This window comes from Pseudovibrio sp. POLY-S9 (assembly GCF_001431305.1).
Lineage (GTDB): Bacteria > Pseudomonadota > Alphaproteobacteria > Rhizobiales > Stappiaceae > Pseudovibrio.
In genome coordinates, this window is sequence record NZ_LCWX01000112.1 from 27,961 (window position 1) to 41,342 (window position 13,382).

A 13,382-nucleotide genomic window follows, 5' to 3' on the forward strand; every position below is an offset into this window, starting at 1 on the left:
TTACATGACTATCAACACTTCTCATGAATATTTAGCCTCGACCTCTTATGATTTGGAAATTGGAGATCAGGGACCCGTCCAATCTTCGTTACTAGGTAGTATCAGCTTTTATGCGGACCATTTTCCTGAACTGGCCGCGGTGCAGGATCATGATCGTATCCTCAGCTACCAAGAGCTCAACGTCCGCTCCTCACAAGTATCCTCAGCATTGAGAGGCCACGGCGTAAAAAACGGCGATGTGGTTGCCGTCTGTTTGCCTCGCTCTCAAGAGCTCATAGTTGTCATGCTCGCGATACTGAAAGCGGGAGCAACGGTTGTCCCATTAGATGCCGCCAGCCCGCCAGACCGGCAAACAGCAATCTTAACTGATAGCCAAACACGTTTTCTCATCGTGCCAGAGGCGAGTGCATCCACACCATTTTCCCGACAAGCGCATCAGATCCTTCCTGCTGACCAGTTGCTCATACAAAGCCTGCATGAGAATAGCGATGACCTCCCGCGCTATCCTTTGGCGAAAACGGCGTTTTTGTTTTACACCTCTGGAACAACGGGTGCTCCCAAGGGCGTTCAAGTGCCTCTCTCAGCAATCGAGAGGCTTGCCCATCAACCCCGCTTTGTCCCAATGCATATCGGAGATCGCTACGCGCACATTTCCAACCCTGCGTTTGATGCACTCAGCTTCGATGTTTGGGTACCGCTTTTAACTGGTGGATGTAGTGTCGTTTTCTCCAGTGACGAACTCACCGATTTTGTAGGCTTTGCCCGGCAACTGGAGCAGCAATCGATCTCAACCATGTTCATGACAGTTTCTCTGTTCAATGCGATGGTCGATCACGGGACTGACTGCTTTGGAACGCTTGGGCATCTGCTCATTGGCGGGGAGCAGCTGAACCCGAAAACGATCGAGAAATGGTATGCTGCAAACCCTGAAAGCACCTGTCAGATATACAATATTTATGGCCCGACAGAGTGTGCGACCTTTGCCTTGTGCTTTGCAATTCCTCGGGACTTTGATGCAGGCATCATTCCCATTGGCAATCCCATTGCCAGTACAGACTGTCAGCTAAGGTCATCAAACGGCGAGATCACCAATATTGGAGAAACTGCTGAACTCTATCTTGGCGGTGCAGGCGTCGCTCATGGCTATTTGAATAGAACAGAGGAAACACAGCGCAGGTTTGTAAACCTTCCAAACTCTGGAAAGTGGTATAGCACTGGCGATCTGGTCCGCCTCAATCAGCAAGGTCTGGTTGAGTATGTGGGCCGCGTTGACAGGCAGATTAAAGTACGCGGGTTTCGCGTAGAACCTGAAGAAATCGAACAGCGCATCCAGCAATATCCGAAGATACAGCAGGCTTGTGTTTTAGCAGTGCAGGAACAAGGCAAGCCGCTTGAATTGCACACTTACTTAGCGCTTGAAGAGCAGCTTGATTATGAAGAGCTTGATGCCCATTTTTCTGCGTCCCTGCCAGATTACATGCGTCCTCATAAGGTCTTTTGCCTTGGCTCGTTACCTTTGAATGCAAACGGGAAGATCGATCGAAAAGCCCTTCAAGCAATGCAGATTGCTCAATTCCGGCGAACTTCCTCCTCTCAAGCCTCGGAAGGTGCCGTTCTGAGCAGCATTCTGCAAACTGCAGAGATGGTATTGAGTGTGGCGCAGTTAAGCCGTGAAGAGACGCTGCTTACTGCAGGGGGCGATTCACTCAAAGCAATCAGCTTATCTAACCAACTCAACTCAGTATTTGGCTGCCGCGTTGCGCCGTCACAGCTTCTAAACCTGACATTTGCTGAACTCTCTGAGATTGTTGGCAAGCACAATGAGCAAGCCAGCAGTTTACCACCTGCACTTGCTCCATCAGGTTTGGCAAAAGAGCAGGCAACCTCGGAGCAAATGCGGTTATGGCTACAGCAGCAACGGAACCCTGCTGACATATCCTACAATACACCGTTCATTTTTCGGTTTTCAGGTCATCTGAATGCCGAAAGTTTGAGTCACGCAACATATGAGCTGGTCAAAAAACACCCGGCACTGCGCACCAGCTTCCATTTCACTGATGATGGGGTGCAACAGCAGGTAGCTGAAAGCAATCCAGAGGCGTTTCACTTCCACGGAACCTTGGAAGAAGAAGCAATTTCGCAGTTCCAAACCAAACTCCTCACTCAACCATTTGATCTTGAGCACCCAAGCCTGTTTCAACTTCATTTGGTCCACAAACCAAATGGCAGCAGCGTCCTTCTGTTTCATGCGCACCATATCATTCTGGATGGCTGGTCTCTCAATATCTTGTTTGAAGATCTTTCCCGTTCATTCCAGGCAGAAACAGACGAAGTAGGACAGGACCAAAAGCCAATCGGGCTGACAACATTAGATTTTGCGAAATGGCAGTCGCTCCTATGGGAAACTGAACACTACAACAAGCAAAAAGATGCTCTCTTCAAGCTATACGACACACCCGAGATGAAGGAATGCTGGAAGCCCGTGCTCACACACAATCAAGGGAAGCAAGGTGATTCAGCAGGGCGAACACGTTTGACACGTCTTGATGCAGCCACCCGAGCAAAGTTGTTGACCATTGCAAAGCGTCTTTCACTAACACCTCATCAGGTCTTTCACGCGCTATTTGCCCATGCACTTTATGTGCATACGGGTAGAACGAGTTTCACAATTGCGAGCCCTGTGGCGAACCGGCTGACAATAGAGTTTGAAGCAACAGTTGGCATGTTCGCCAACACAGCGTTGGTTCCGGTTAATATCGACCCAACAGCCTCTATTCGACAAAATACAAGCACCCTCACTAAGGCTACAAAACGAGTCCTTGCCTGTCAGGATGTTGCCTTCGAATATGTGGTTGATCATCTCCAGAAAAGGAAGCTTATTTCGGGCATTCCGTTTGAATTTATGTTTGCGACCGAAAACACCCGTTACGAAACGCTAAAGCTTAATGGAGAAGGCGCGCAGCTATCTTACCCTGAAGATATCGCCTCTAAGTGCCCGCTTTATCTGTCTGTTCTTGATGAAGCTGAAACCTATCAATTCTACTGGGAGCATGATCTCAGTTATTTCGACAATGATGCTATCAACCTGCTGGAACAAACGATGTTCACTGGCTTGGCTCAGATGGAAACTGAAGAGCCTGCAGCTAACGTCTTCCAACTCAACGCACACCAAGGCATTTCGCATGTGACTGGAGCAAGCCAGTCACTGCCATACACAACGGTAGCAAGCTGGTTCCACAAACAAGTCTCGTTAACACCGCATGCACCTGCCCTGGCATGGGATGGCAACACTCTTACTTATCACGAGTTGGACGAGCTATCCGATGCTTTGGCTGTTTATATGCAGTCCACTATTTTTGGGTCAACAGAACCTGTCGGACCTGCGCGCGTCGCACTCTATATGGATGCTTCCCCAGACTACATAGTCTCGCTTCTGGCAGTTACAAAACTGGGTGTAACAGCACTTCCGTTGGACCTGAGCTATCCTCAAAAGCTGCTGGAGAATGTGATTTCGCAAGCCCAACCAGTTGGGATCCTCCATGCAGCGCAGGCATCCTTACCTTCTGCACTTGAACGCAAGGACTTACACGCGCTCCCAGTAGATTTGCAAGAACTCAAAAACACGCGCGATCATCAGCATCCTCTGAAATTTTCAGCTCGCGAAAGGCCCTTGTATACCCTGTTTACCTCCGGCTCCACTGGTCAACCCAAAGGGGTTGATGTCTACAACCAGACACTTTGCAATTTGTTGCACTGGCAACAGCAACAGGGAGGATTGCCCGCTGGAGAACGCACCATGCAGTTCTCCAAGTTAGCCTTCGATGTCTCGTTTCAGGAGATCTTTTCAACGCTCTGTTCGGGCGGGTGCTTCCATGTCATTGATCCTCTTTGGCGACAGGACATGCAGCGCTTGTTGAGTTATATGCGTGACAATAATCTGCAACGCATCTTTATGCCTTTTGTGGCGCTGGAATTGTTTTGCGAGGCAGCTCAAACATTCAACATTTCCCCCCATGCCCTGAAGAATGTGATCACGGCCGGCGAGCAGTTGTATTGCACCAAAGCCCTTCGCGCGTTTTTCACGCAATTGCCCCAGGCATCCCTGCACAACCATTATGGCCCAACTGAAACGCATGTGGTTTGCGCCCACTCATTGCACGGATCAGCAGCAAACTGGCCAACCCGCCCACCGATTGGCGCACCTGTACACAATACCGATATTCTCATCGTAGATGACAGCTTCCATCCGATTTCATCCGGTGAACGCGGCCAGCTCCTCATAGGCGGCGATCTGGTTCACCGTTGTTATTTGGACAATGCAGAGCTGAACGCAGAACGCTTTATCATACTCCAGCCAGATTGTGGCACTGGCGGTTCAAAACTCTATTACAAAACCGGCGACATGGGCTTTCTGGATGAACTTGGGCAGGTAAACTATGGAGGCCGTCACGACCAGCAGGTGAAGATCTCAGGTCACCGCGTTGAACTCGGTCAGTTGGAAACCTCTTTGATAAATCACGGTGCCATCGAACAGGCTTCTATTGTCTTTGATGACCAGCATAAAAAACTCCATGCCTATGTCAGCCTACGAGTGGAAACCATCAACGCAGATGAACTTGATCACTATCTTTCAACACAGCTTCCTGACTACATCCGGGTTGACGAATTCAGACAGGTCGACGAATGGCCCCGCGCTCCAAGTGGAAAGATAAATCAAAGAGCGCTGGCCGGCTGCAAATGGCGCAAGATTGAACGTAAAAAACGCAAAATAAACGCAAATAACGCAATTCAACGCACAAATGAACTCATTGCAGCTTTTGAACATGTCACTGGTGCATCCATCACTGCGGACCAAACATTTTTCGAGGCTGGATGCTCTTCCCTGCAATTGATGCGCTATCAAATGCATCTCAATAAAGCCTCGGAAGAAAAAGTCAGTATCGCAGATCTGTTTCGTTATGTAACGCCTTCAGATCTGGCAGAACATCTTGAAGGAAAAACGGAATCAGAAACTCGGACTAGAAAAGCAAAGACAACTCAGAGCGCGGATAAAGTTGCTATTATCGGTATGGCACTCCGTGTCCCAGGCGCAGACGACCTGGCCGAGTTCTGGTCAATGGTTCGTGAAAATCGAAGCGGAATTGAACATTTCACTCCGGAGAACCCTGATTTCGTTGGTGCGCGAAGCCAGATGAGCGAAATGATGTCGTTCGATCCTGAGTACTTCGGTATCAGCCCACGGGAAGCAGCGCTCATGGATCCGCAGCAGCGACATTTCCTGATGAGCTGTGTACATGCTCTTGAAAATGCTGGCATTCCTCCACTGAACACCAACCAAAACATCGGTGTTATAGCAAGCTGTGGTGAGACAACCTACTATCACGCAGCCCTTCGCTCCAAACCTCCAACCGCCCTTCCCGACAAGTTCCAAATGGCCTTGCACCATGAGAAAGACTTCCTCGCCACCAAGGTTGCCTTTCAGCTGGACCTCAAAGGCCCCGCCATTACACTACAAGCCGCCTGTGGAAGCTCGCTGATTGGCATTCATACAGCCGCAGGCATGCTCCGAAATGGTGAGTGTGATGTCATGCTAGCAGGAGGCGTGCTTGTAGATCCCGATATGACTGGGGGCTATAAGTATCAGTCTCAACACATCTTTTCCGAGGATGGCAACTGCTCACCGTTCAGCAAAGACGCCAGCGGCACCATCGGTGCCAGTGGTGTTGGGGTTGTGGTGTTGAAGTCATTGGATCGCGCCCGAGCGGATGGTGATCGCATCTATGCTGTTATCGAAGGATCAGCCATCAATAACGATGGTCGGTCCAAAATGAGCTATACCTCGCCTTCAGTTTCCGGGCAGGAAAGCGTTATTCGTCAAGCCCTTACGAATGCAGGCGTGAGGGGTGATCAAGTCGGATATGTGGAAGCTCACGGAACAGGGACACAACTGGGTGATCCTATTGAAGTACAAGCCCTTTCATCTGCATACGGTAATCTCCCCATCGCATCCTGCGCACTCTCGTCTGTCAAAAGCCAGATCGGCCACTTAGGTGCCGGTGCTGGCGTCCTTGGACTAATTCGCGCAGCACTGTCGATCTATCACGGCTATGTACCCCCTAACCTTGGATTTGAGCAGGCCAATCAAGAGCTTGGCTTGGATCAAAAGGGGTTCTATATCCCGACCAACAGCAAAAAATGGGAAGATACACGCCCACGTTATGCAGGCGTCAGCAGTTTCGGAATTGGCGGCACAAACGCTCATGTTGTAATTGGAGAAGCCGCGGAAGACGAGCTTCGACAATACGCAACTACAAAATGCCTTGTTCTATCAGCACACACCAAGACTGCACTTTTTTCTTTGGCAGAAAATATCAAGAATTATCTTGAACATAACCCAACTTCATTTCAGCAGGTTCTCTCACATTTGCAATCAAGCAGGCGAGCACACCCATGGCGTTTTGCTATCGATTGTGATGAAGTCGAAGAAACAATTGAAGCTCTGGGATCATTCGTCCCGCATTACTGTGATGAGAATAAAGGAGCTTGCGATCCCGCCAGCCTAACCGCCGCTGATTGGCTGGCAGGCAAAGAGATTGCGTCACAAAGTGCAGGTACTCCGCCGCCTTGGGATTTGCCGGGTTATTGCTTCAATCTTCAACAATACAACGTGTTAGCGCTTCCAGCAGCCAAGAGTAAGGCGAGTGAAAACCTTCCAAAACGCCTGCCAGAGGAACAATGGCTAAGCCAGATGGTTTGGCAACCAGTCTGCCGCGTTGGAAGTTGCCAAACAGCGCAGAGATCAAAAACAGCGGTTGTCCTATATGATCCGAACAACGTCTCCGATGACTTTGCCGCACTTGATGCCGTCTACCATCGTGTTGTGCCTGTTTGTTATGACGGACGCATTTCTGGTGCTCATTCAGACAAATTGTCGGTAGATCCGTTTTCTACGGACTCCGTTGAAGACCTTCTGAGCCACCTGTCATTTATGAACCTTGTAGAGTTGGACTGGCTTCATGCACTTCCATTGTCCTGTAAAGGCGAGCAAAATGAGTTGGATAGCCTTCAGGAAGCAAAAAAGGTTTGTCTGGATAGCCTGACTTCTGTGCTTCAGGCTCACTCTAAATATGGGCTTGAGATATCCAGAATATGCCTGCTCTCTTACGAAGCTGCACCGGTGAATGGTACAGTCGCTCAGCCGCTACACGGGCTACTCGCTGGTCCGCTTTCTGTGATCCCTCAGGAGTTTGGCATCCAGACACTCTGGCTGGATTTAGAAGATACAAAACAAGGTTTCATTTGGCCCGAGGTTGCGTTTGTACTCTCACTTGAAGAAATGAAGGCACAACGCCTTGCCTTGCGTAATGGATTTGTTTGGGAATGCAGGATCTTACCTCTTTCTCAAAATGGCCAAAATGGCCAAACTGCCGAACTGACTAAACTGGATGCGCCAGCTCTCTTCGTGGTGACGGGTGGCAACGGAGCGATTGGAACTCAAGTTTGCAAGAGCCTGCTGGCTGATCCTCTTGCTCAAATCGCAATTATCTCCCGCAATCCGTGCATTCCAGAAAAACTTCTGCAGTTTGATACAAGAATTCACCTGATACAGGCTGACATAGGAAAGCCAGCCACGTGGCCTATGACGTTTGAGAGTGTCACCAAATTAAACATGCCTGTTGTAGGCGTTGTCCATGCCTCTGGAGTTGGAGAAGGAAATCTGATTTCTTTCCGTGACCCGATAGAAGTCTACAACAAGATGCTAGCAAAGTATGAGGGAAGCATTTTTGTTGAGCGTTTCATTGAAGTATTCAAGCCAACGAGGGCTATCTACTGCTCGTCAATGTCAGCTGTTTTAGGGGGAGCTGGCCAACTGGACTACGCTTCCTCCAACGCCTTAATGGATAGCTTTGCGCATTACAGCAATCCGGTGACCCCTGACACAATCAGAACCACCATCAACTGGGATATCTGGAGCGAAAGTGGGATGGCGACCCACTCCAATACGCAAGATGAACTACATCAAAAACACCTGACGCTTGGCCTATCCAACAAAGAAGGCCTGCGCACATTCTCTCGAGCACTTCATACAACTGTACCACAAGTTCTGGTTAGCACTTGTGGTGTTGAAAAGGCTCGATACTTCTATCGATCACTGGTCAGGAACGAGATCAAATCTGATGCGCGAACAAGCAAGACACACAAACTAAAACTCATTCGCGATCAGATAGAAACCCTTCTTCTGCAACAGCTTGGACTTGATCAGTTTGCCCCTGATGAATGCCTCTATGACTTAGGTATGGATTCACTTACTCTTCTGGACGTCGTTAGCCTCTTAGAAAATTATGGCATTCAGGTGTTACTCTCCCAAATCCCAAAGAACACTTCCTTAGACCTGATTATGAATCTGGTTGAACAACAGCACAGGGCACCCCCCTCTTCTCCAAACAGCACTTGGGCAGATGCAGTTGCCCCGCACCAATGGCATTCTGGTGAGGGTGATGAAGTTGTTGTTCTCATACATCCAATCGGAGGTGATGTTGAAGCATACCGAGAACTGGCAGGAAAACTCCCGGACAACATTGGGATCACCGTGATTGCCGATCCTGCCCTCACAAATCCCGATCTACCAAAAATCAGTTTAAAAGAAAGAGCTGCGGTTTACGCTGAAGCCATAGCGGAAAGGTTTGCAAATAAGCGGATTCATTTAGTCGGCTGGTCATTCGGGGCATGGGTTGCTCAAGAAATGGCACTCTGCTTCTCGAAGCAACAAAGAGCTCCCGGCAACTTAACGCTCATTGATCCGCCTGCACCAAACTCTGGCGAAAACCTGAAGCAAATGAGTGAGCAAGAAGTCGAAATCATCTTCTTAAAGGAGCTGAAGGCGAAATGGCCAGACAAAAGAACCCTTGTTGAGAACAGTCATGAACGACTGGCCTATCAAGAAGCACTTGTTCGCTGTACGAAAGCCAATCTGGAAGCGATGGCACACCATACAATGAGTCCGACGCCTTTTTGGCAGGCGAGTGTATTCTTGGCATCTGAAACTGCCAAAGGGTTGAACGGAACCCAAAATACAACAGCAAACTCCCGTGAGATCTGGGTTAAACTACTGCCAGATTTACAAAACTGGCAGATTGTAGAAACAGATCACTATTCAATACTCATGGGAGAAACGTTAGATCACGTATTGGCTACTGCTGGTTTGGCCAAAACACTCGAGTTGGCGTAATTGGAAGGGGGAGTGGACGTCTAAACTAGTGATACCGGGGTCCACTGCGAGGCTACAGCTGTAACCTTCCCATCCGACCTCAATATCCAGCAGTTTCAAAGGAAGAGGTTCTGAAGTGATCCAGGGGTGCTGTTGCTCTAATTTCACGTCAAGTGAGCTGAGGTCATCACGCAGCCCTTCACCTGTTGCCTTTAAGATGGCTTCTTTCCGGGTCCAACAGCGATAAAACATGGCTGAGCGATCCTTGGGACTCCTTGATTCAATGTGTAAACGCTCCATCGGATGACAAACGAGCGGCATCAAATCAGTCATTTGGCTGCCTTGTCGCTTGAGTTCAATGTCAACACCCAAGGGCGCATTATGTGCAAAAGCGACTGCAACCAAACCGCCTGAATGACTCACATTGAATGTCGGGTATCCTGAAAGGTATGGCTTACCACCATCTTGCAGCAGAAAGGGTATTGGCGGCTGATCCACTCCCAGAATGGTTCTAACGACCCAGCGACCCAAGGCAAACGCGCGCCGGTCTCGCAAGAACCTGAACCGGGCACCTCTTGTTTTCTCTTCAGCGGTTAACGCTTGGTCCATTGGAAATGGGTACTCCAATGGCAACAAAACAAGCATCACTTTGCCTGGCTCACAGCAACGTTGCCATTGCTCTTTCACAGCCAAAAACCAATGCTGAGCATCAAAGACGGAGAATGAAACAGGCATGATGTATTAAGCGAGCTCTATGGATGAAGGCTGGTGCAACTGACAAACAACGTTTGCAGCATGATCTTTTATCTGATTAAGGACTTTAGCTGGAGAATGCTCAATGAAAAAATGCCCGCCTTCGACTTCATCAACGGCAACGGTTTCAGAGCTCAACTTCGTCCATCCCTTCACTTTATGTGGTTCCACAATCTGATCCTTAGTTCCTGCGTAGGCAAAGATTGGTGACGCGATTTGACGGGGAACTCGCGGCCTGTAAGTCTCACAGAGTTCAAAGTCACCTATAATCGCAGGTAAAAGCAAGTCTACAAGATCGTCATGTTGTGCAATCTGAGCAAACTCGGGATTAAACGAGATGAGCTCATCAACCATCTCCTCGCGAGTACACCCATCAAGAAACGGTTGAGTTCTTGGAGCAAAAGGAGACGCCGATGCCAGCACAAAAAGAGCCGTTGGCTTCAGCCCGCTTTGCTTGAAAAGATGGAGCGCCAACTCGTAAGCAATCCACCCCCCCATACTTGACCCCAAAATTGCAAAAGGCGCACCGCCGAACTTCTCAATCTCTAGCGCTAGCTGCGATACAACCCTTTCCATCGCATTGATTGCTGGTTCTTTTAACCGGGTTCCTCGCCCTGGAAATTTAGCAGGCATCACATTTACCTGATCACCTAGCGGTGCTTTCCATCGATTATACAAGCTCGTATCGCCTCCCGCCTGAGGCAGACAGACTAAGTTCAGCTTGCACTTATCTGCTGTAGTATCAAACCACTGGGACGGCCATCGACAACTCATTTAGAAGTCCATCAATATAAACAAACCTAGTGATGCAAATAATACGCCGTTTTGAGGTAAGATCGAGTAAATCATCTAATGAATTTATCTACAAGATGCCCTGTTGCTACGGTTATGTAAACGTTTGAATATGTTCAGCGATGCCGTGAAGTGCTTGCGATACAAACGCACGTTAGTTTGAAAATGCATAAGGCTTAATGCCCCACATTAGTAGTTGTCAGAGTGAATTTTACGCACCGCAGGTCATCGCCCTAGAGAGGGAGACTTATTATCGCAGATGTCAAGTCGATAGTTAACGGCCCTAAACAAAGCTCTTAGGCGTTATGACTTTGATGAATAAGCCTTCAATTATCGTTACTCCGAATAAAATGAATAAGAAATTAATTACTAATACATACTATCCTGAATATGCTGCCCTTTGTCAAAGAACTCAAGTGTAAACGCAAAAATTAAAGCGACCTAATAATTAATTATACTCAAAGCATTTCCTATCATCAATTTGTGGATAGGTGGGCTGATTTGAATGAGAGAGTGTTTGACACATGATCACTACAGTCGGAATGAGAAATAGGACAAGAGAACAAGAGCGCCAGCTGAGTAAATAAATTTTCCGATTCAAATCAAGTGTCCTAAGTGGGTTTCATGGTGCATATAGTAAATCAGTCCTCACGACAAAACATTCTTGATGCTCTCAAACAGCCATGAGGCGGCGGGGCCCATGCGGGTGTGTTTGGGTTTGATGCATTCGACCGGGGGGCTCCAGAGTTTGTGCTCGAAGCGCAGGTTCAGTCGGGCCAGTTGGCCGGAAGCGATGGATGTGCTGACCAGATGCTCAGGCAGATAAGCCCAACCAACACCTTGAAGAACGAGCTCGCGAATTGTGTGAAAGCTTGTTGCGTACCAGAGCTGTGTTGAGAGCGCAGGAAACTGGTCCAGCACACTTCCTTGAGGGCTGCGTAAGAGAAGCTGTCTGTGAGAGAGCAACTCGTTTGCGCCGATTGTAGCGAGCTGGGTAAGCGGATAGCTGGGATGGCTGACTGAGACAAACGGCAGATTGCCGATGAACATCTGCTCTACCCCTTTTTGAACGGTCCCGCCGGAAAACATGAGGCCAATGTCGGCTGTACCTTGAACGATCATTCCCGGAATTTCAGGACTGACACTGGATAGTAAATCAATCCGCGTGGCTGGAAATTTCTTGCCGAACTCAATCAGGATTTTGCTTAAGGAAGGCAGCATAAGAGCATCGTCGAGCATAAGCTTCACGCTGGCCTCTTCTCCTTCAAAAATGCTGTGCGCGGCGCAGGTCATGTTGTCGAGCTGCATCAGCACGGCACGGGCGTAGGTCAGCATACGCTCACCATCCCCAGTGAGTTGAGGCTTGCGGGTGGAGCGGTCGAAAAGCTCAAAACCCAGATCAAGCTCAAGATTCACAATGGCGGTGCTGACGGCTGACTGCCCTTTGCCTATCGTCCGGCCAGCAGCAGAAAAGCTACCGGTCTCTGCAGCTGCAATGAACATCTTCAATTGCTCAAGGCTCGGCACAGTCTATCCAATCTATTGATAAATTCGTTAGTTAATCATTTTGTACCATTCATCAAGTCGATTATGCAACTTGGGCTCCTCCGGCATCCAACAGGAGGGCAACCAACTTTATTTCTAAGAGAATTAGCTCATGAAAACTCTGTTGCAGATCAACGCAAGCATGCAAGAACAGGACGCTCAGTCCTCACAGCTCTCCAATACAATGGCCGATGCACTGCTCTCCAGATTTGTGGGAATGCGGCACATAAAACGGGACTTTAGCAAAGACCCGATCCCTCATCTGGATCACAGCATTTTCCAAAGCTTCTATGATCCCATGGCAGCTCAGACGCCAGCACAACAAGCTGGACTGGCTCTGTCTCACACCTTGATTTTGGAGCTAAAGGAAGCTGATTTCATCGTGCTTGGCGTTCCGATGTACAATCTGATGATCCCATCCACTTTGAAAGCCTGGATTGATTATGTAACGCGAGCAGGACAGACCTTTCAGTTTACTGAGAGTGGCCCGATCGGCCTTCTGGAAGGAAAGAAATGCTATATCTCGGTTACACAGGGCGGCAACTTTCTTGGCACCCCAAATGATCTGATCACCCCTTATCTGAAAGCGGCCTTGGGCCTGATAGGGATCACGGAGATCGAGTTCATCTACGCAAACGGACTGGCGATGGGACCACAAGCCGCAGAAGCGGGCCTGAGTGAAGCCCATAAGCAAATTGCCAAGATCACACAGACCTCCGAAGCGGCCTGAACTAAAAGTGGTTGGCTTTGAGCAAAAGGAGAGGAGACCTTATCCCCCTCTCCGTTATCTATGTCACTCTGATCAGGCAGCGACTGCGGCTGTGATGAGGATTTCTACTTTGAGGCTGTCGAGGGCGAGTTTGCATTCGCCGCAGGCGCGGGCCGGTGGGTTTTCCGGATCAACCCAAGCATCCCAAACGGAGTTCATCTCAGCAAAATCGGCAACATCATTCAGCCAGATGGTGGCTTGCAGGATGCGGGACTTGTTGGAGCCAGCGTCTTCCAGCAATTTTTCGATGTTGGCGAGAATGGCGCGGGTCTGGTCAGCTGCGGTTTTGCCGTTGGTGTCGACCTGACCGGAAAG

The 13,382-nt window shown here is 49.1% G+C and carries 6 protein-coding genes; 2 read left to right on the forward strand and 4 right to left on the reverse strand.

What is annotated here, in order from left to right:
* The first annotated feature begins 4 nt into the window (after window positions 1–4).
* A complete protein-coding gene (locus PPL9_RS09020) occupies window positions 5–9,229 on the forward strand; it encodes a non-ribosomal peptide synthetase (RefSeq protein WP_057462394.1) in 9,225 nt (3,074 codons plus the stop codon).
* Here PPL9_RS09020 and PPL9_RS31230 read toward each other — a convergent pair.
* The 3 genes from PPL9_RS31230 to PPL9_RS09030 all read right to left on the reverse strand — a co-directional run bounded on the left by PPL9_RS31230 (window position 9,176) and on the right by PPL9_RS09030 (window position 12,280).
* Window positions 9,176–9,943, reverse strand: coding sequence for a 4'-phosphopantetheinyl transferase superfamily protein (locus PPL9_RS31230; protein WP_082596681.1), 768 nt, complete (start codon window positions 9,941–9,943; stop codon window positions 9,176–9,178). The two genes, PPL9_RS09020 and PPL9_RS31230, sit on opposite strands and share 54 nt — an antisense overlap.
* 6 nt (window positions 9,944–9,949) lie before the next feature.
* Window positions 9,950–10,735, reverse strand: coding sequence for an alpha/beta fold hydrolase (locus tag PPL9_RS09025; protein ID WP_082596682.1), 786 nt, complete (start codon window positions 10,733–10,735; stop codon window positions 9,950–9,952).
* Window positions 10,736–11,401: 666 nt separating this feature from the next.
* Window positions 11,402–12,280, reverse strand: a complete 879-nt coding sequence (locus PPL9_RS09030; protein WP_280139048.1) for a LysR family transcriptional regulator — start codon at window positions 12,278–12,280, stop codon at window positions 11,402–11,404.
* A gap of 130 nt (window positions 12,281–12,410) precedes the next feature.
* Between PPL9_RS09030 and PPL9_RS09035 the strand changes: the two genes are divergently transcribed.
* Window positions 12,411–13,028 (forward strand): NAD(P)H-dependent oxidoreductase, encoded by a 618-nt coding sequence (locus tag PPL9_RS09035; protein WP_057462397.1) that lies wholly within the window; start codon window positions 12,411–12,413, stop codon window positions 13,026–13,028.
* Window positions 13,029–13,100: 72 nt separating this feature from the next.
* Here the strand turns inward: PPL9_RS09035 and PPL9_RS33165 are convergent.
* The coding region (locus PPL9_RS33165) for a RidA family protein (protein ID WP_208989265.1) at window positions 13,101–13,382 on the reverse strand (282 nt) is incomplete at its 5' end.

Bases quoted from the DNA above. Each gene is read 5' to 3' on its own strand.
- PPL9_RS31230 (WP_082596681.1), bottom strand. From the start codon at position 9,943: ATGCCTGTTTCATTCTCCGTCTTTGATGCTCAGCATTGGTTTTTGGCT.
- PPL9_RS09020 (WP_057462394.1), top strand. From the start codon at position 5: ATGACTATCAACACTTCTCATGAATATTTAGCCTCGACCTCTTATGAT.
- PPL9_RS09035 (WP_057462397.1), top strand. From the start codon at position 12,411: ATGAAAACTCTGTTGCAGATCAACGCAAGCATGCAAGAACAGGACGCT.
- PPL9_RS09025 (WP_082596682.1), bottom strand. From the start codon at position 10,735: ATGAGTTGTCGATGGCCGTCCCAGTGGTTTGATACTACAGCAGATAAG.